This is a genomic window from Paraburkholderia sp. RL17-337-BIB-A (assembly GCF_046025895.1).
In the GTDB taxonomy this organism is placed as follows: domain Bacteria; phylum Pseudomonadota; class Gammaproteobacteria; order Burkholderiales; family Burkholderiaceae; genus Paraburkholderia; species Paraburkholderia fungorum_C.
Map to the genome: position 1 here is coordinate 2,292,840 of NZ_JARESY010000001.1, position 17,286 is coordinate 2,310,125.

19 protein-coding genes are annotated in these 17,286 nt (G+C 62.5%); 5 read left to right on the top strand and 14 right to left on the bottom strand.

Annotation, left to right across the window (positions count from 1 at the left end; translation table 11 throughout):
• Positions 1 to 14: 14 nt before the first annotated feature.
• The 9 genes from otsA to mltG all read right to left on the bottom strand — a co-directional run bounded on the left by otsA (position 15) and on the right by mltG (position 8,797).
• Positions 15 to 1,427 carry an alpha,alpha-trehalose-phosphate synthase (UDP-forming) gene (gene otsA / locus P0D84_RS10225; RefSeq protein WP_408335671.1) on the bottom strand — a complete coding sequence of 471 codons (1,413 nt, stop codon included), beginning with the start codon at positions 1,425 to 1,427 and terminating at the stop codon, positions 15 to 17.
• A 716-nt stretch (positions 1,428 to 2,143) separates the two neighbouring features.
• Positions 2,144 to 2,485 carry a hypothetical protein gene (locus P0D84_RS10230; RefSeq protein WP_408335674.1) on the bottom strand — a complete coding sequence of 114 codons (342 nt, stop codon included), beginning with the start codon at positions 2,483 to 2,485 and terminating at the stop codon, positions 2,144 to 2,146.
• 470 nt (positions 2,486 to 2,955) lie between these two features.
• Positions 2,956 to 3,312: a Rap1a/Tai family immunity protein gene (locus P0D84_RS10235; protein WP_408335677.1), complete on the bottom strand. Its 357-nt coding sequence runs from the start codon at positions 3,310 to 3,312 to the stop codon at positions 2,956 to 2,958.
• Between the two features lie 243 nt (positions 3,313 to 3,555).
• Positions 3,556 to 4,296: an ankyrin repeat domain-containing protein gene (locus P0D84_RS10240; RefSeq protein ID WP_408335680.1), complete on the bottom strand. Its 741-nt coding sequence runs from the start codon at positions 4,294 to 4,296 to the stop codon at positions 3,556 to 3,558.
• 52 nt (positions 4,297 to 4,348) lie between these two features.
• Positions 4,349 to 5,140 carry a TatD family hydrolase gene (locus tag P0D84_RS10245; RefSeq protein ID WP_408335683.1) on the bottom strand — a complete coding sequence of 264 codons (792 nt, stop codon included), beginning with the start codon at positions 5,138 to 5,140 and terminating at the stop codon, positions 4,349 to 4,351.
• Positions 5,141 to 5,422: 282 nt separating this feature from the next.
• Positions 5,423 to 5,941: a GNAT family N-acetyltransferase gene (locus P0D84_RS10250; RefSeq protein ID WP_408335686.1), complete on the bottom strand. Its 519-nt coding sequence runs from the start codon at positions 5,939 to 5,941 to the stop codon at positions 5,423 to 5,425.
• A 97-nt stretch (positions 5,942 to 6,038) separates the two neighbouring features.
• Positions 6,039 to 7,073 carry a DNA polymerase III subunit delta' gene (locus tag P0D84_RS10255; RefSeq protein WP_408335689.1) on the bottom strand — a complete coding sequence of 345 codons (1,035 nt, stop codon included), beginning with the start codon at positions 7,071 to 7,073 and terminating at the stop codon, positions 6,039 to 6,041.
• A gap of 93 nt (positions 7,074 to 7,166) precedes the next feature.
• The gene (gene tmk / locus P0D84_RS10260; RefSeq protein ID WP_408335692.1) at positions 7,167 to 7,787 is read right to left on the bottom strand and encodes a dTMP kinase; all 621 of its coding nucleotides are present in this window, start codon (positions 7,785 to 7,787) and stop codon (positions 7,167 to 7,169) included.
• Positions 7,787 to 8,797: an endolytic transglycosylase MltG gene (mltG, locus tag P0D84_RS10265; RefSeq protein WP_408335695.1), complete on the bottom strand. Its 1,011-nt coding sequence runs from the start codon at positions 8,795 to 8,797 to the stop codon at positions 7,787 to 7,789. Before mltG ends, tmk begins: the two co-directional genes overlap by 1 nt.
• 78 nt (positions 8,798 to 8,875) lie before the next feature.
• Here mltG and ygfZ point away from each other — a divergent pair, with 78 nt between their 5' ends.
• From ygfZ to P0D84_RS10285, 4 genes are all read left to right on the top strand, one after another.
• A complete protein-coding gene (ygfZ, locus tag P0D84_RS10270; protein ID WP_408335698.1) occupies positions 8,876 to 9,973 on the top strand; it encodes a CAF17-like 4Fe-4S cluster assembly/insertion protein YgfZ in 1,098 nt (365 codons plus the stop codon).
• 85 nt (positions 9,974 to 10,058) lie between these two features.
• Positions 10,059 to 10,286 (top strand): AbrB/MazE/SpoVT family DNA-binding domain-containing protein, encoded by a 228-nt coding sequence (locus P0D84_RS10275; protein WP_408335480.1) that lies wholly within the window; start codon positions 10,059 to 10,061, stop codon positions 10,284 to 10,286.
• Positions 10,279 to 10,704, top strand: a complete 426-nt coding sequence (locus P0D84_RS10280; RefSeq protein ID WP_408335702.1) for a PIN domain-containing protein — start codon at positions 10,279 to 10,281, stop codon at positions 10,702 to 10,704. Before P0D84_RS10275 ends, P0D84_RS10280 begins: the two co-directional genes overlap by 8 nt.
• Positions 10,705 to 10,728: 24 nt before the next feature.
• Positions 10,729 to 11,574, top strand: a complete 846-nt coding sequence (locus tag P0D84_RS10285; RefSeq protein WP_408335705.1) for an NRDE family protein — start codon at positions 10,729 to 10,731, stop codon at positions 11,572 to 11,574.
• Positions 11,575 to 11,599: 25 nt separating this feature from the next.
• On the opposite strand, the gene P0D84_RS10290 is transcribed toward P0D84_RS10285, so the two are convergent.
• From P0D84_RS10290 to P0D84_RS10305, 4 genes are all read right to left on the bottom strand, one after another.
• Positions 11,600 to 12,559, bottom strand: coding sequence for an alpha/beta hydrolase (locus P0D84_RS10290; protein ID WP_408335708.1), 960 nt, complete (start codon positions 12,557 to 12,559; stop codon positions 11,600 to 11,602).
• A 62-nt stretch (positions 12,560 to 12,621) separates the two neighbouring features.
• Positions 12,622 to 13,521, bottom strand: a complete 900-nt coding sequence (locus P0D84_RS10295; protein ID WP_408335711.1) for an SDR family oxidoreductase — start codon at positions 13,519 to 13,521, stop codon at positions 12,622 to 12,624.
• Between the two features lie 129 nt (positions 13,522 to 13,650).
• Positions 13,651 to 14,649: an NADP-dependent oxidoreductase gene (locus P0D84_RS10300; protein ID WP_408335714.1), complete on the bottom strand. Its 999-nt coding sequence runs from the start codon at positions 14,647 to 14,649 to the stop codon at positions 13,651 to 13,653.
• A gap of 111 nt (positions 14,650 to 14,760) precedes the next feature.
• Positions 14,761 to 15,249 (bottom strand): PaaI family thioesterase, encoded by a 489-nt coding sequence (locus P0D84_RS10305; protein ID WP_408335717.1) that lies wholly within the window; start codon positions 15,247 to 15,249, stop codon positions 14,761 to 14,763.
• A gap of 238 nt (positions 15,250 to 15,487) precedes the next feature.
• On the opposite strand from P0D84_RS10305, the gene P0D84_RS10310 reads away from it, so the two are divergent.
• On the top strand, positions 15,488 to 16,006 hold the full coding sequence (locus P0D84_RS10310; protein ID WP_408335720.1) for an LEA/WHy family protein: 519 nt from the start codon (positions 15,488 to 15,490) through the stop codon (positions 16,004 to 16,006).
• A gap of 7 nt (positions 16,007 to 16,013) precedes the next feature.
• On the opposite strand, the gene P0D84_RS10315 is transcribed toward P0D84_RS10310, so the two are convergent.
• The gene (locus P0D84_RS10315) at positions 16,014 to 17,192 is read right to left on the bottom strand and encodes an acetyl-CoA C-acyltransferase (protein ID WP_408335723.1); all 1,179 of its coding nucleotides are present in this window, start codon (positions 17,190 to 17,192) and stop codon (positions 16,014 to 16,016) included.
• Positions 17,193 to 17,286: the final 94 nt, after the last annotated feature.

Consider the following 17,286-nt stretch of genomic DNA (forward strand, 5'->3'; position numbering starts at 1 on the left):
GTTCAAACGCATCATCACTTATGCCCGCCGCCCTTGCCCGGCTGCTGCACGGGCACATTGCGCAAATCGTTCAGAAAGGTATCGCGCCACACGCCAAGGTCGTTCTTGCGTAGCGCCGCCATGTTGATCTCGTGCCGCCGCTGACGCGCATCGAGCGGCATTTGCAGCGCGCGCTGCAAGGCTTCGCACATGCCGATCGCATCGTGTGGATTGACCAGCAGCGCGCCGCTCAACTCCGCCGCCGCGCCCGCGAAAATCGACAACACTAGCACGCCCGGATCGTCGGGATTTTGCGCGGCGACATATTCCTTCGCGACCAGGTTCATCCCGTCGTGCAGCGGCGTGACAAAACCGATCTGCGACTCGCGAAACAGCGACATCAGCTTCCAGCGGTCGTACTGTTGATTCAGATAGCGGATCGGCGTGTAGTCGAGGCCCGAATAACGGCCGTTGATGCGCCCCGCTTCGTATTCGAGATCCTGGCGGATCTTCTGATAGGTGGCGACGTCCGACCGGGTAGGCGGCGCGATCTGCACCAGCGTGACATTGCCGCGCCATTCGGGCGAACGTTCCAGCAGTTGTTCGAAGGCACGAAAACGTTCGACGAGCCCCTTCGAATAATCGAGCCGGTCGACGCTCATGATCAGCTTGCGGCCTTCCAGGCTCTGCTTGAGGTCGAGCACGTGCTGGCGGCTTTCGTAGCGTTGCGCCTGCTCGGCGATTTCATCGGGGAACACGCCGATCCGATAGACGCCAGTGCGCAGCTTGCGGCCGAAGGCTTCGACGTGATTGCCGCCGCTCACGGTGCCGCGCGCGTGGCGCGTCACGTAGTCGTGGAAAGCGAGTTCATCGGTCGCGGTCTGGAAGCCCAGCAGGTCGTAGCACGACAGCGATTTCACCAGCTCTTCGTGCGGCGGAATGTTGAGCAGAATCTGCGGTGCGGGAAACGGAATGTGCAGGAAGAAGCCGATGCGGTTCGTGATGCCGGCGGCGCGCAGCGCTTCGGCGAACGGGATCAGATGGTAGTCGTGAATCCAGATCACGTCGTCGGGTTCGAGCAACTTGATCAGCTTGTGCGCGAGCCATGCGTTGACGCGCCGGTAGCCTGCGTACTCTTCGCGCTCGTAGCGCGCAAGGTCGTTGCGGTAGTGGAACACCGGCCACAGCGTCGCGTTCGAAAAGCCCCGGTAGTACTGGTCGTAATCCTTGCGCGTGAGGCCGACGGTCGCGAAGGTCACCGCGCCGTCCTGCTCCAGCGTGGGACCCGCGTTGGCGACGGTCTCGCTCACCACGTCGCCGCTCCAGCCGAACCACACGCCCCCCGCGTCCTTCAGCGCGCCGAACACGCCGACCGCGAGGCCGCCTGCTGATCCTTTGGTTTCCGTCGGCGTTGCGACGCGATTCGACACGACGATCAGTCGGCCCATGTTGGTAGTCCTCCCTGGTTCGCACAGCGCGGTTTTTGCGCTTCATGCGCCCGGCATGCCTCAGGCGCTGTAACGCGCCGATGATGTCAGACAGGTGAAGCGTACGAAACCGGGCCCGGTTCATGAGTCAGATGGGCATTCGACCGCTTTGGTGCGTGATCAGTTGCACTCATCGGCGCGTGGATGAGCGGCTGGGTCCATCTGCAACCGGTATAACACCACGGCGATGACCGGGAAGATCAACGCACGAAGCCATGCATGGAGGCTTCGGAGGATACGGCTGAAATCGTGGGGCGTTGAAATGAAGGGCGCATTGCTTCTGCGGAAGGCCTGTTGCAGCGGGGTATCGGCTAAAGCGCGGCTGGCGGGGAGAAACCTGACGGAAGTCCATACACAAGACTTATCGATCCGGAAATTGCCGTTAAAGACGTAGCATGCTGACTTGTTGTCCGCCCATCCGCCTTGTACTGTCTTCTGCACGCTGTACGTCAGATAGCACGTGAGGCGAAGGGCTTATGATGCAGAATGAGGGAACTACTTTTGCCACACGCTGTTATCCAGCTATTTTATGGCCTAATAGTTTGAGATTTTAAAGGTGCATGCTACAGGAGATGAGTTGGGAGAGGGGCTGTATTCAGGGCAACGTGCCAATACCAGGCCTTTATTCGGAGACGGCTGCTCTTCATTCTTCCATGAATTACCGATTGGGGCAGCATTCATGCGTACATCATAAAATAAGGCCATACGTGCTCCCGACGCAGGAGTGTTGCCGAAATAATCACAAGCAATATATTTTTCTTTGGTGCCGTCATTCCTGATATATCCTCATTAAAAGCAAAAGTCGCCACCCCACCTTTGCTGCCCATAGGATTCTCACCACGCCATTTTTGACCGTTGGCTGCAATAGCCTCATAGAAACATCCGCCTTTGTGGTCGCACATTTCCTTTATTTGCGCGACAGAAGGACAAGAAAGTGTCTGCCCAACAGGAGAAGCATAAGAAAAATTGCTTATGGCCACAGCAAAAATGGATACTGAAAGATATTTGCAAAGCTTCATATCAACTCCCTTTGCAAGCAATTCCAGCAATGGAAAACAACTACGTTTCGGATATGAATATAAATTTATATCCTGATTTCTTACACGGGTGAGCCTAATGAAAGAAAATAAAATGCGCTCGCCAATAAATTTCCGGTCACGATTAATATCGCGCTGCCGGTTGTCGTATTGATATTGGTATTGGCTAAGTTTTAATAAATTGCAGTCTCACCGCCACGAGAGAGCAGGAGGCAAAGCGTCGCAGAGAACGGTCCATATCCGAAGGTCACTTCGCGCTGAATGCATTAATGCGCCAAAACACAGCACCGTCGATGCCTCAATGCAGCCGACGCGCAAGGCCCTTCAAACAGCCAGGACGGTTTTCTGTATGGACGGGAGAAAGGTGATCGAGCCAGCCATTTCTGAAAAAGGGCTGGCCGGGATTTAAGCGGAATTGAAGCGCCCCAGAAGAGCTTCTATTTCGCGTCAGTTCAACTACCGCTCCTGCAAGGGAACGCCTTGCCGAGTCCCAGCGAGATCGCCGTGCTGGCGTTGTAGCCCGCGACGATCGGATTTTCCGCGATGTACTTGCGTACCGCGTCGGTGAGTTGCGCCGAACGCGCGTCTGCCGGCAGGCAGAAGTACTGGCCGACGCGCGGCCCGGTGGTGCCGCCGATCGCGTCGATCGTGTTGAAGATGCCGTCGGCGGCGCCTTCGATGTATGCGGCACATGCACTACGCGATGCCACATCGGTCTTCGTGCACAGCTTGTTGAGGTCGCCTCCCGTAAACGCGGCTGCCGATAGCGGTACGGCAAGCGCGCTGGTAAAAATCAAAGCCCGCAGCATGGTGTTCCTTTCCAGGGTCGTTTATCAGGCGGTCTCGCGCCGCATCGAACGGCGCGCCATGAGGCACGCCGAGTCGTCATTCTGCACTGTTTTGCGAAGCGGCAGCAGGGCTGCAAGCGCTATCTTCAGGCAAATTTGTGTAATTCGGGGGCTGGCAGCCGGTAATTCCAGGGTCAATGCCTCGGTATTCAGCGTACCGGTGGCCGATGCTCCGGCAGCCGGCGCACCGGTTCTTCGCACCACTCACTTCTGCTGCATCTGCTGCAGGCGCGCGGTGAGTCCTTCGACCACGTCCGGCTCCTTGTAGGTCTTCGCGAAATCGAGCGCCGTCAGGCCGATCTGGTTTTTCACCGTGAGGTCCGCGCCGTTGTCGAGCAGAAGCTTCACGGTCGACACATGACCGCCACGCGCGGCCATCATCAGTGGCGTGGTGCCGTTGGGCGAGCCGGCGTCGACGTAGGCCGAATGGTCGAGCAGGACCTTGACGATATCGTCGTGACCGTTCGCGGCCGCGTAGTGCAATGGCGCCCAGCCCTTCTTGTTGACCTCGGCGTCCTTCGCGATCAGCAGGTTGACGAAATCGAGGTCGCCGTTCAACGCGGCCATCATCATCGCGTTCTCGCCAGCCTTGTCCTGAATCTCGATGTTGGTCTTCGGATTGGCCACCAGCGCGGCGCCCACCTTGTCCGACTTCTCGCGCGCGGCGATCACCAGCAGCGGCATACCCTGGTTGTCGACGCTGTTCGGGTCCATGCCCTTGGCGAGCAGCTTGTTGACGCCGTCGACGTCGTCGAATTTGACCGACTTGATAAGCGAGTCGATCGGCGCGGCGTGAACCGGCGAAGCGACCAGCGAGGTCAGCGCGGCGCAGGCGAGCGTGGCGGCCAGCGTCGCGCGCGACACCCTGCGACGTGCCGAAGCGAGGGCGATTTGCACGGTTGAAGCCTCTTGAAACGCGGTGGTCGAAGTCGAATGATTCGTCATATTTTGCTTTAGGAAGCTTCCCTATCCATTTGATATTTATCGGCTTGATCGGTCACGCGCCAGCCGGCGCGGGAATCTTGAAGAGCCGGAAGAAGTTTTGTGTGGTCGCGGCGGCAAGCGCCGTATCCGGCATGTCGCGTTGTTGTGCGATGAAGCGTCCGACATAACTTACGTACGCAGGTTCATTAGGCTTGCCGCGATACGGCACGGGCGCGAGGTACGGCGAATCGGTTTCGATCAGCAAACGGTCGAGCGGCACGCGGCGTGCCACATCCTGCACCTCGGTCGCACTCTTGAACGTGACGATGCCCGACAGCGAAATGTAAAAATTCTGCGCCAACGCCTGCTCGGCGACCGCCCACGGCTCGGTGAAGCAGTGCATCACGCCGCCCGGCTCGCTCGCGCGCTCCTCAGCCATGATGCGCAGCGTATCTTCCGACGACGAACGCGTATGGATGATCAGCGGCTTCTGCGTGGCATGCGCCGCGCGGATATGGGTGCGAAAGCGCTCTCGCTGCCATTCCATATCGGCGATCGTGCGGCCCTCGAGGCGGTAGTAGTCGAGGCCGGTCTCGCCGATCGCGACCACCTTCGGATGCTCGGCCAGTTCGATCAGTTCAGCCAGGCTCGGCTCGCGCATGTCCTCGTGGTCCGGATGCACGCCAACCGATGCGTAGACGTTCTCGTGCTGGCTGGCGATTTCGAGCACCGAGGGCAGCGTCTCCAGATCGACCGAGACGCACAGCGCATGCGTGACCGAATGGCTGCGCATGTTCTCGAGCACCTGCGGCAGGCGGTCGGCGAGTCCTTCGAAGTTGATATGGCAGTGCGAATCGACAAACATGATGATGTCCTGCTGATAAATAGCTGGGGGTGAATCCGGCCGTGAGTCTGGGTGTGCATCCGGCCGCGAACCTGGTGGTAAATCCGGCCGCGCATCTGGCCGTGCATCCGCCGCGAACCTGGTCGTAAATCCGGCCGCGCATCTGGCCGTGCATCCGCCGCGAACCTGGTCGTGAATCCGGCCGTGAATCCGGCCATGCATCCGCCGCGAACCTGGTCGTAAATCCGGCCGCGAATCCGGCCGTGCATCAGGCCACGACCTCGCCGTGAATCCGGCTATGACTCAGGCGGCGGCCGCGTCGAGCCGCTTGCCGAGAATCACCAGATCGCGCTCCACCCCGTCCAGCACCGCAACGCGCGCGAGCGACCCCCACGTGTCGAAACCGAAGCCGCGGAACAGGCGCAGGCTTGCATCATTGTGGCCGAAGATAAACCCCAGCACCGTGTCGATGCCGAGCGCCGGCGCCGCCGCAAGCGAAGCCGCCAGCAATTGCTTGCCGAGACCCTTGCCGCGCGCGCTTTCGTCCAGATAAATGCTCACTTCGGCGGTGCGCTGATAAGCCGGGCGGCCGTAGAAGTCGGAGAAACTCAGCCATGCGATCACGCGGCCGCGCTGCTGCGCATCTTCGACCACCCACAGCGGACGCTTTTGCGGGCCGTGCGCGTGAAACCACGCCAGACGGCTTTCGACGCTCACCGGCTCAAGATCGGCAGTGACGAGCCGCGACGGCACGGTCGAGTTGTAAATGGCGACGATCGCGGGCAGATCGTCGAGCGTGGCATCGCGGTAGGAAAGGCTCATGGTGCTTTGAACGTGAAATGGAAGGCGCATCAGCGGACCTATGCATGGGCGGGCGCGGCGCGGTAAAGCGGGCCTGCCCCGTCCGCCATCAACAGACTTACGCGAACAGCTCGCGATAGCCGATAAAGAGTTCTTCGAACACTAGCCGCGCGTTCAGCGGATGGTTCTCGACAGCGCGCTGGCGCGTCACGGTGCGCATGAAGCGCGCGAACGCGCTGGCGTCGGCTTGCGATGCACAGCGCGTCAACGCCGCCGACGCCTGCGGAAAATAGCGCGGCGCGCCGGCTGTGCGCTGCGCCAGCAAATCGTACATCCAGCGTTGCAGCCAGCCGAGCACGAGTGGTACCGGCAGCTTCTGCAGCGCCTCGCCGCAGGCGAAGGCGTCGCACTGGGCGCCGGCGCCCAGTTGCTTGAGAGTCCAGTCACGCAGCGCGCGGTTTTCGTCGCTCGCCAGCGCGAGAGCCGTGAGCGGCGCGCCGCCTGCCTCCGCGAGCAGCGCGGGCGCTTCGGCGACGCCTTGCGCGGCGAGCCACTGGGTAGCGACTTGCGGCGCGGGCATCGTCATCGGCCATTGGCGGCAGCGGCTGATAATGGTGGGCAACAGCCGGTCGATGCGCGCCGACACCATCAGAAACACCACGCCCGCCGGCGGTTCTTCGAGCGTTTTCAGGAGCGCGTTGGCCGCGGCGATATTCAGCCCCTCGGCCGGATACAGCACGACCACGCGCGCGCCGCCCCGGTGCGAACCGACGCCGACGAAATCGAGCAAGCCGCGAATCTGCTCGATCTTGATTTCCTTGCTGGGCGCGCGGGTCTTCTTGCCTTCGTCGCCTTCGGCCTTCTCGGCTTTTTCGTCTGCGGCGTTAGCGAGACCGGCTTCGGCGGCCAGCGCTTCAGGCACGACGATCCGATAGTCAGGATGATTGCCCTGCGTGAACCAGTTGCACGCCACGCAGGCGCCGCAGGGCTCGCCGTTGGGCTGCTGGGCCTCGCACAGGAGCCCTTGCGCCAGGTGCTGCGCGAAGCGCAGCTTGCCGATCCCCGCCTGGCCCAGCAGCAGCAAGGCATGCGGCCAGTGCCCGCGCAACTGCTGCAGGCGGTTCCAGTCATCGGCTTGCCACGGATAAATCATCGTTTCTCTTTAAATCAATGGGTTGACAGTGCCTGATGAGACATCAGGCGAACTTCGTCTACCTTTATAATTTCCGATTATATTCTTTTAAAATCAAAGAACTGTGATCAATTCTTCAAGTTGTTTCTGAATACGGACGATGCTCTGCGCGGAGTCAATGATAGCGAACCGGTACGGCGCCTCTTCCGCGCGGCGCAGATATTCGGCACGGGTGCGGTTGAAAAATGCCTCCGACTCGCTTTCGAAACGATCCGGATCGCGCGCGGCGCTGCGCCGTTCATTGGCGATTTCCGGCGCCAGGTCGAACAGCACCGTCAGGTCCGGCTGAAAACCGCCCTGCACCCAGCGCTCCAGCGTCTCGAGCTTGTCGCGCGGCAGGCCGCGGCCACCGCCCTGGTAGGCGAAGGTCGCGTCGGTGAAACGGTCGGACAGCACCCAGTCGCCGCGTGCCAGCGCCGGTTCGATCACTTCGGCGAGATGCTGGCGGCGCAGTGCGAACATCAGCAGCGCCTCGGTTTCGAGGTCCATCTTCTGATGCAGCACGATCTCGCGAATCTGTTCGCCAAGCGGCGTGCCGCCCGGCTCGCGCGTCATCACGACCGAGCGGCCGCTGCTCGCGACTTTCTGTTCGAGTCGTTCGCGAAACCAGCCTAGGTGGGTGGTTTTGCCGGCACCGTCGATGCCCTCAAACGTTATAAATTTGCCCCGCGCCATCATTGCCCTCGAATGTATTTGTCCACGGCCTTGTTGTGATCGCCGAGGGTGTCAGAAAAGATACTGCTGCCGTCGCCGCGCGATACGAAATACAGCGCGGTGGATTGCGCCGGGTTCATCGCCGCCTCCAGCGAGGCGACTCCGGGCAGTGAGATGGGTGTTGGCGGAAGCCCCATCCGGGTGTACGTATTGTAAGGAGTGTCCGTCTGCAGGTCTTTCTTCCTGATGTGGCCGGTGTAGCTGTCACCCATGCCGTAGATCACGGTCGGGTCGGTTTGCAGCGGCATGCCCACCCGCAGACGGTTCGCGAACACGGCCGCCACCAACGGCCGGTCGGATCGCTTGCCGGTTTCCTTTTCGATGATCGACGCCATGGTCAATGCGTCGTACGGGGTCTTGTACGGCAGGTTCGGCGCGCGCGCGGTCCACGCTTCGTCCAGCCGCAGCCGCATCAGCCGGTACGCGCGGCGGTAGATGTCCAGATCGCTGGTGTTCTTGTCGAACAGATAGGTGTCCGGGAAAAACAGCCCCTCGCCATTGCCGATCGACGCTTCCGGTGCGTTGATCGCGTTCATCAGATCGGCGTCGCTCATGCCGATGGTGTCGTGCTTGAGCGCCGGATTGGCGTCCAGTTCAGCGCGCATGTGCTTGAAGGTCCAGCCTTCGATGATGGTCGCTACGTATTCGTTGACGTCGCCGCGGGCGATTTTTTGCAGCACTTCATACGGCGTGATGCCCGTCTTGAACTCGTAGTTGCCGGATTTCAGATCGCTTTGCAGCCCGAGCAGCCGCGTCATGATAACGAACAGCTCAGGCTCGACCAGCACACCGCCGCGGTTGAGCTGCAGCGTGACACTGCGCAAGCTGCTGTGCGGTTTGACGGTGACATCGAGTTGCGCGGGGGTCAAATCGAGCGGGCTGTTGGCCCAGTGATATCCGCCTGCAATGGCGGCTGCGGCCAGCACAACGACGATTGAGCCGGCGACGAAACATTTCTTCAGAAGGGACATGCGAAACGTGGCTGGGTTGGACCTCATATAATACTTGTTTGCCTTAGCTAAAGTCAGAATTGACTGTTCTCGGAATCCATGAACACACCGCTCGCTACCGCTTCAGGCACAACTCCAGTAACGCCCGCAGTTGCGTCCGCGGGCGCCGCTGCACCGGCAACGGCTTCCACCCCTGTCGGACTTCCCACGCTACCGCGCCCGCAAGCCGATGAGTTCGACGCCGTCATCCGACACGGCGCCTACATGCCGCTGACGCAGTTCGGCGTAATCGACGCCACCGGCGACGAGGCGGCGAGCTTCCTGCACGGCCAGTTGACCAACGACACCCAGCACCTCGACGCCGCCAACGCGCGCCTGGCCGGCTATTGCTCGGCCAAGGGCCGCCTGCTGGCGTCGTTCCTGACGTGGCGCACGGGCGAGACGATTCGCCTGCTGGTGTCGAAAGACGTGCAGGCCGCCGTGCAGAAGCGGCTGTCCATGTTCGTCCTGCGCGCCAAGGCCAGGCTCGTCGACGCAAGCAGCGAGCTGGCGGTGGTCGGTCTCGCGGGCGATGTGCGCAAGGCGCTCTCCGGCGTGTTCGATGCGCTGCCGGACGGCGTGCATGTGCAAGTGGACGGCACGGCGGGTTCGCTGATTCGTGTGCCGGACGCGCTCGGCCGGCTGCGCTATCTGTGGGTCGGCCCGCAGGCCGCGATCGAGGCGCACCTGCCCTTGCTTGACCAGAAGCTCAAGCGCGTGTCGCCGGCGGTATGGGATTGGCTCGACATTCGCGCGGGCGAACCGCGCATCACGCAGCCGGTGGTCGAGCAGTTCGTGCCGCAGATGGTCAATTTCGACGTGCTCGGCGCGGTCAATTTCCGCAAGGGCTGCTATCCGGGTCAAGAGGTGGTGGCGCGCAGCCAGTATCGCGGCACGATCAAGCGGCGTACCTCGCTCGCGAATGTGGCGGGCGAACTGGAGACGGTCAAGGCCGGTGCCGAGCTGTTCCACTCGGACGATCCGGGCCAACCATGCGGGATGGTGGTGAACGCGGCGTCGGCGCCGGAGGGCGGTGTCGATGTGCTGGTGGAGATCAAGCTCGCGGCGCTGGAAGGCGGAACGGTGCATCTGGGCGCGGCGGATGGCCCGGCGCTGAAGTTTCTGACGTTGCCGTATGGGCTGCCGACCGACGTTTAAACAGGGCCCGGCTTCACAAAGGCATCAGCCTGCGGTCAGTAATTGATATACTTTCTCTCATGTATATCAACTCCTGAGGGACACCATGGTGGTCTCAAAGTGGGGCAACAGTCTCGCGATCCGGCTACCCGCTGCGGTGGTCGACGCGCTCGAATTGCACGAAGGCGACGATATTGAAGTGGTGGTCGCCAGCGCTCGTATTTTCGAGCTGAAAAAGAAACCTGGCCGAGAAGATTTCCTCGCGCGTCTGCGCGATTTCCGCGGCAAGCTTCCAGCCGACTTCACATTCGATCGGAACGATGCGAATGAGTGAAGTGAAAGCATTTATCGACAGTAACGTATTGCTCTACCTGCTCTCGGCGGATGCGGCAAAAGCTGACCGAGCCGAAGCGACCATCCGTGCTGGAGGGCGCATCAGCGTTCAAGTGCTCAACGAGGTAGCGAACGTAGCGCGGCGCAAGCTCGGTATGTCGTGGCCGGATATCAACGAGGTACTTTCGTTGATCCGCTCGCTATGCCCCACGGACCCATTAACGATTGAAATCCACGAGCGCGGCAGGTGGGTTGCCGAACGTTATGGTCTGAGCGTATATGACGCGATGATCGTGGCCGCAGCGCTGGTTGCTGGATGCGAGACGCTCTATTCCGAAGATATGCAGGATGGTCTCGTGATCGAGCGACAAGTAAAGATCTGCAATCCATTCGCGGCCCAGTCGGTGCCGGCACTCTAACTACCCACCGGGAGACTCTACCCGATGTGCCTGATCGTGTTCGACTGGCGACCCGCTGCGGTCTACGGCCCGCTCTTCACGCTCGCCGCGAATCGCGACGAATTTTTCCGCCGCACCGCTGAGCCGATCAGTTGGTGGCACGACACGCCGACCGTCCTGGCCGGCCGCGATCTGGTGGGCGGCGGCACGTGGCTCGGTATGTCGCGCAACGGCCGGTTCGCCGCGCTGACCAATTACCGCGCGCCCCATGAAATGCGCGCCGATGCGCCGACCCGCGGCGCGCTTGTCAGCGACTGGCTCAGCGGCACCGCAAATGGCGCGGCCCAGGGGACGCACGAAACACCGCTCGGCTATCTGCAACACGTCGCGCGAACCGGTGACATTTACAACGGCTTCAATCTGCTCGTCGGCGACTGGACGCGTCGCGAGCTCGCCTGGTACTGCAACCGGTCAAACGCCGCTCCCATGCTGCTCGCGCCCGGCACGCACGGCATCTCGAACGCAGTGCTCGATACCGCGTGGCCGAAGCTGGTCAACAAGCGCGCGGAGCTCGGCACCATGCTCACGCGTGATGCGATGCCGCCGCTCGAACGCCTGATCGATCTGATGCGCGACCCTCGCCTCGCCCGCGACGACGAATTGCCGTCCACCGGCATTCCACTCGAACGGGAACGGGCGCTGTCGGCGGCGTTTATCGAAACGCCCGAGTACGGCACGCGCGGCACGACTGCATTGCGTGTGGTCAGTCACGACGAGGTGATCGGCGTAGCCGTCGCTGAGCGCAGCGACGACAATGGCTCGCACCGGATCGTACGGCCGGGCGACTTCGAGCGCAGCTTCGCATTCAATGTGGAACGCGAGATCGCCTGACGAACGTTTGACTACAAGGCGCTGACTACTCGACCCCGAACGCCGTGCGCAATGCAGACGCGGCATCCGCATGCGCCTCAGCAACACCAGGCACGAAGCCACCCATCTTGAAGAACTCGTGAATCATGCCCGGGTAGCGTTTCAGCGCGACCTGATTGCCGGCTGCGCGCAGTTTCTCCGCGTACGCGTCGCCCTCATCGCTTAACGGATCGTATTCGGCGGTCGCAATCCATGCCGGAGCGAGGCCGCTGAAATCCGGCGCACCGCGCTGGCCGTCGAGCGGCGCGAACCGCCAGTCGTCGCGGTCGCTCTTATCGCGCACGTATTGATTGAAGAACCATTGAATCGTGTCGCCCGACAGCAGGAAGCCGTTGGCAAGCCGCGAGTGCGAATCGGTTTGCTGATAGCCCGTGGCGCCCGGATAGATCAGCAATTGCAGCACGAGTTCGATGCCCGCCTCGCGTGCCAGTACCGCACACACCGTGGCCAGGGTGCCGCCCGCGCTATCGCCGCCCACCGCCAGCCGCGCTGCATCCACACCGTATTCCGCCGCGTGCGCGTGCAGCCAGCTCAATGCATCGAATGCATCGTCAACGGCGGTGGGAAATTTGTGCTCGGGCGCGAGCCGGTAATCGACCGACAACACCGCACACCGGCCATCGCGCGTCAACATGCGGCACAACGCGTCGTGCGTATCGACACTGCCGACCGTGAAGCCGCCGCCGTGGTAATACACCAGCGCCGGCGCGGGCTCGGCCCAGCTCGGCTCGACCGCCTGATAAAGACGCGCGCGAATCGTCGCGCCGTCGCGCGTCGGCACTTGCAGATCTTCCACCGAGAACATGGGCGCGCTCGCGATCTCCAGAATCGGTGCGCTTTTCTCGTAAGACGCGCGCGCCTGCTGCGGCGTCAGGTCGTGAAGCTGCGGGCGCTTCGCGCGCGCGATCATGTCGAGCACCTGCTCGATCTTGGGATTCAACGGCATTTTTGCGTCTGATGGCGCGTGGCACCGAATGTGAGTGGATGTGATGCTGATGCCGTGAGCGCCTAGCTCGCACGCTTCACTTCGGGCTTCAACGACATGGGATCGGTCGGATTGCGCAACTGCTCGATGTCCTCGTGACGCAGTCTCACCGTCGCCATGATGCCCGGATGCGTGACGATATAGAAACGCCGCTCGGCGATCGCTTCGAACGTGATGTCGGCGACGTCGGTGGCAGTCAGCTTGCCCGATTGCACCGCGCGTTGCAGTTGCTTGCCGGCGGCGATCTGCGAGCGGGTCGGGCCGCTGTCGTTGCGCAGTTCCGCGGGCCGCGCGCGTTCCGCGTCGGCGATGCCGGTCGGCACGAAGGCCGGGCACAACAATGAGCAGCCGACCTCGCCGCTACCGGCCAGCTGGGCCGGGTTTGCCGCCTGGGCCAGTTGCAGGTCGTGATAGAGCGTCTCCGTGAGCGACACGACCGCGTGCTTGGAGGCGTTGTAGATGCCCATTGCGGGCGGCGACAGCAAGCCCGCCACCGACGCCGTGTTGACGATATGCGCGGGTTCGTTCTGCCGCAGCATGATCGGCGTGAAGACGCGCACGCCGTGCGCGACGCCCATCACGTTGACGTTGAACACCCATGCCCAGTCGTTCGCCGAGCTTTCCCACAGGAAGCCGCCCGAACCCACGCCCGCGTTGTTGAACAGAAGATGAACCTTGCCGAAGGCCTCGAGCGCCGCTTGCGCGAGCGCTTCGACCTGGGCGGCGTCGGCGACGTCGGTCGGCACGCCGATTGCCTCGGCGCCGCCGGCGCGCAAGGCGTCGACGGTTTGCGCAAGCGCGTCAGGATTGACGTCGGCGAGCACGAGTTTCATGCCGAGCGACGCGCCCTTTTCCGCGAACGCGCGGCCGAAGCCGCTTGCCGCACCGGTGATCACCGCCACCTTGCCTGCGAATTCGAACATCGGTTTTTGCTCCTGGGTTTTGCGCTTCGGGGGAACAGGTTAAGTGCATCGGGCCAGGTCCACCGGCTTACGTTCACCGGCGAACCTTCACGAACGTTTCTCGCGTAGGGCGCTTGACAACCGCCGCGATCAGATCAGCTTGACGAGCTGCTTGCCGAAGTTCTTACCCTTCAGCAGACCAATAAACGCCTCAGGCGCCGCATCGAGCCCTTGCGCGATGGTCTCGCGATATTGCAGCTTCTTTTGCGCGACCAGCGTGCCGAGTTGCTTGAGCGCTTCGGGCCACACCTCCATATGCTCGCTGACAATGAAGCCCTGCACGAGCAGCCGCTGCGTGAGCATCAACGACGGGTGCTTGAGCGGCACCGGCTGGCCATCGTAGCCCGAGATAAAGCCGCACAGTGCGATACGTCCGAACGCGTTCATCCGCGCGAGCGTCACGTCGAGCACTTCGCCACCGACGTTCTCGAAGTAACCATCGACACCGTTCGGCGTCACAGCTTTGAGATCCTGATACAGATTGCCGGCCTTGTAGTCGACGCAGGCATCGAAGCCGAGCGTCTCCACCACATAGCGGCACTTGTCCGCGCCGCCCGCGATGCCGACCGCGCGCGCACCGGCCAGCTTCGCCAGTTGACCGACCACGCTGCCCACCGCGCCGCTCGCCGCGCTCACCACCACCGTTTCGCCCGCTTTCGGCGCGATGATCCGGTTCAAGCCGTACCAGGCGGTGACGCCCGGCATGCCAACCGGCCCGAGATACGCCGATAGCGGCACGTGCGTGTCATCCACTTTCTGCACACCCGCACCGTTCGAGGTGCCATATTCCTGCCAGCCGAACATCGCGACAAGCTTATCGCCGACCGCGAACTTCGGATTCTTCGACTCCACCACTTCGCCCACTGTGCCGCCGATCATCACTTCGTTCAGCGGCTGCGGCGCCGCGTACGACTTGCTGTCGTTCATCCGGCCGCGCATATACGGATCGAGCGAGAGAAAATGGTTGCGCACGCGGAATTCACCATCGGCGAGCGGTGCGAGTGGCGTTTCGACGAGCTTGAAGTTATCGGGCGTAACAGCGCCTTGTGGGCGCGAAGCCAGCACAAATTGACGGTTGATCTGGGGCATGACGATCGTCTCCATGGATTACCGATGTGATCGGTGAGTAATTCGAACGAACGGCGTCAGCAACAAACGGATCCAGCGCGCGACTCGCAACACGCGCTGTCCATCCGGTGATTAGCCGTCGCTTGGACCGGGTTTCGCCGAAGGGTCCGTGCGCAGACGCTGTTGCGTCACGTCGCGGCCCACGGCGAGACGCCGCATGTATTTGAACGTGCCGAGCGCTTTGGCGACGAAGTGGCCTTCGCTGTCGCGAATCTCGCCTTCGCAATAGGCCATGGTGGTCGAGCGGTGCAGCACGCGGCCGGTGGCGCGCAATTCGCCGCGGCCCGGCTGCATGAAGTTGACCTTCATCTCGACGGTGACCACGCCGACGCCGTCGCCGGCCAGACTGCGCGCGGCCATCGCGAGCGCGACGTCGGCGAGCGTCATGGTCACGCCGCCATGCGCGACATCCCACGTGTTCATGTGATCGGGCTGCAACGGCAGCACGACTTCGCTGACGCCATCTGCGGCCGATACGAGTTGCGCGCCGAGCCGGTCGACGAACGGACTTTCGGGCAGCGACGCGCTGCCTGCTTTGGATGAGGGTGAATCGGTGGTCATCTGATTCGATTCAATTCGTTGGCCTGGGACCTCAAATGATAACCGCTAAGGCGTTCGCGCATGCGTGGGGGCCACGCGCGAACGCCTAACGGATAAGGCCGAATGCGTAACGGCGGCGCGCTCACCGGCTGCTTATCAGATCACGCCGCATGCGGCTACGTTGCTCGAACGTCTCTACCGGCCCAGAACCAGCTCGCTACAATGCATGACCCAACCCGCTTCCTTCGAGGTGCCGGTCATGTCCTTCCTTCGCGTTCTGCTGTGCCGCCGTCACGCCGGTCTGGCCGCCATCCTCGCCGTCGTCGCGCTGACGCTCAACGGCTGCGCCGGTCTGTTCGGCGGCGACCCTTTGCGCGTGAGCGTGGCCGGTATCGAACCGGTCGAAGGCCAAGGCCTGGAGATGCGCTTCAACATCAAACTGCGCGTGCAGAATCCCAATGATTCCGCTGTCCAGTTCGACGGCGTGTCGCTCGATCTCGAACTGAACGGCAAACCGTTCGCCAGCGGCGTCAGCGATCAGAGCGGCACCGTGCCGCGCTTTGGCGAAACGGTCGTCAACGTACCGCTGACGGTGCCCGCCTTCACCGCGGTTCGCCAGGCGTTCGCCTTCGCGGGCGCCGTGCAAGCGGGCGCCGCGCAGTCGGGCCAGATTCCGTACATCCTGCGCGGTAAGCTCGCCGGCGGCCTGGCGGGCACGACACGGTTCGTCAATCAAGGTACGTTGAGCCTGCCGTCGCTCGGCCCGGCTTTGCCCTGACGCCTGATCACACCACTTCGAACAAACCCGCCGCGCCCTGGCCGCCGCCGATACACATCGTCACGACGACCCGCTTCGCGCCGCGCCGCTTGCCTTCGATTAGCGCATGGCCGGTCAAACGCGCGCCCGACACACCATACGGATGGCCCACCGCAATCGCGCCGCCGTTGACATTCAGGCGGTCGTGCGGAATGCCGAGTTTGTCGGCGCAATACAGCACCTGCACCGCGAACGCTTCGTTCAGTTCCCACAGGTCGATATCCTCGACCTTCAGGCCTGCCTGCTTGAGCAGCTTCGGCACGGCGAACACCGGGCCGATGCCCATCTCGTCCGGCTCGCAACCGGCCACCGCAAAGCCACGGAAAATGCCGAGCGGTTGCAGACCTTCGCGCTCCGCGACTTTCGCGTTCATCACGACGCACGCCGACGCGCCGTCCGAGAACTGGCTCGCGTTGCCTGCCGTGATCACGCCGCCCGGCATCGCGGTACGAATCTTCGACACGCCTTCGAGCGTCGTGTCGGCACGAATGCCTTCGTCGGCGCTGACGGTGACTTCCTTCGTGAAGAGACGTCCGCTCGCTTTGTCGGCGACACCGGCCAGCACCGTCATCGGCACGATCTCGTCCTTGAACTTGCCGGCTTCGAGCGCGGCCGCGGCGCGCTGTTGCGAACGCACGCCGTATTCATCCTGACGTTCCTTCGAGATCGCGTAGCGCTTCGCGACGTTCTCGGCGGTCTGCAGCATCGACCAGTAAATTTCCGGCTTGTTCTTGCTGAGCCAGCCTTCGGCCAGCATGTGGCGGTTCATCTCGTTCTGCACGCACGAGATCGATTCCACGCCACCCGCGACGAACACGTCGCCCTCACCGGCGATCACGCGTTGCGCAGCCAGTGCGATCGTCTGCAAACCGGACGAGCAGAAACGGTTCACCGTCATGCCCGGCACGCTGACCGGCAAACCGGCGCGCAGTGCGATCTGGCGCGCGATGTTGGCGCCCGTCGCGCCTTCCGGATTCGCGCAGCCCATGATCACGTCTTCGATGCGCGCCGGGTCCAGCTTCGCGCGCTCGACAGCGGCCTGCGTCACATGCCCGCCGAGCGTCGCGCCGTGCGTCATGTTGAAACCGCCGCGCCATGATTTGGCGAGGCCCGTACGGGCGGTCGATACGATTACGGCGTCAGTCATGCATGTCTCCTGTGTCGACCAGAGTTAGCGCTTTAGCGCTTACTCTGGTCCCATACAAAGTTGTCGACCCGAGTTAGCGTGTCGACCAGAGTTG

Excerpts from the sequence above, each read along its gene's own strand:
- P0D84_RS10305 (WP_408335717.1), bottom strand. The coding sequence starts at position 15,249 with ATGACCACCGATTCACCCTCATCCAAAGCAGGCAGCGCGTCGCTGCCC.
- P0D84_RS10275 (WP_408335480.1), top strand. The coding sequence starts at position 10,059 with ATGGTGGTCTCAAAGTGGGGCAACAGTCTCGCGATCCGGCTACCCGCT.
- P0D84_RS10240 (WP_408335680.1), bottom strand. The coding sequence starts at position 4,296 with ATGACGAATCATTCGACTTCGACCACCGCGTTTCAAGAGGCTTCAACC.
- P0D84_RS10255 (WP_408335689.1), bottom strand. The coding sequence starts at position 7,073 with ATGATTTATCCGTGGCAAGCCGATGACTGGAACCGCCTGCAGCAGTTG.
- P0D84_RS10285 (WP_408335705.1), top strand. The coding sequence starts at position 10,729 with ATGTGCCTGATCGTGTTCGACTGGCGACCCGCTGCGGTCTACGGCCCG.
- P0D84_RS10295 (WP_408335711.1), bottom strand. The coding sequence starts at position 13,521 with ATGTTCGAATTCGCAGGCAAGGTGGCGGTGATCACCGGTGCGGCAAGC.
- P0D84_RS10280 (WP_408335702.1), top strand. The coding sequence starts at position 10,279 with ATGAGTGAAGTGAAAGCATTTATCGACAGTAACGTATTGCTCTACCTG.
- otsA (WP_408335671.1), bottom strand. The coding sequence starts at position 1,427 with ATGGGCCGACTGATCGTCGTGTCGAATCGCGTCGCAACGCCGACGGAA.
- P0D84_RS10250 (WP_408335686.1), bottom strand. The coding sequence starts at position 5,941 with ATGAGCCTTTCCTACCGCGATGCCACGCTCGACGATCTGCCCGCGATC.
- P0D84_RS10235 (WP_408335677.1), bottom strand. The coding sequence starts at position 3,312 with ATGCTGCGGGCTTTGATTTTTACCAGCGCGCTTGCCGTACCGCTATCG.
- P0D84_RS10300 (WP_408335714.1), bottom strand. The coding sequence starts at position 14,649 with ATGCCCCAGATCAACCGTCAATTTGTGCTGGCTTCGCGCCCACAAGGC.
- mltG (WP_408335695.1), bottom strand. The coding sequence starts at position 8,797 with ATGTCCCTTCTGAAGAAATGTTTCGTCGCCGGCTCAATCGTCGTTGTG.
- P0D84_RS10290 (WP_408335708.1), bottom strand. The coding sequence starts at position 12,559 with ATGCCGTTGAATCCCAAGATCGAGCAGGTGCTCGACATGATCGCGCGC.
- ygfZ (WP_408335698.1), top strand. The coding sequence starts at position 8,876 with ATGAACACACCGCTCGCTACCGCTTCAGGCACAACTCCAGTAACGCCC.
- tmk (WP_408335692.1), bottom strand. The coding sequence starts at position 7,787 with ATGGCGCGGGGCAAATTTATAACGTTTGAGGGCATCGACGGTGCCGGC.
- P0D84_RS10245 (WP_408335683.1), bottom strand. The coding sequence starts at position 5,140 with ATGTTTGTCGATTCGCACTGCCATATCAACTTCGAAGGACTCGCCGAC.
- P0D84_RS10310 (WP_408335720.1), top strand. The coding sequence starts at position 15,488 with ATGTCCTTCCTTCGCGTTCTGCTGTGCCGCCGTCACGCCGGTCTGGCC.
- P0D84_RS10230 (WP_408335674.1), bottom strand. The coding sequence starts at position 2,485 with ATGAAGCTTTGCAAATATCTTTCAGTATCCATTTTTGCTGTGGCCATA.
- P0D84_RS10315 (WP_408335723.1), bottom strand. The coding sequence starts at position 17,192 with ATGACTGACGCCGTAATCGTATCGACCGCCCGTACGGGCCTCGCCAAA.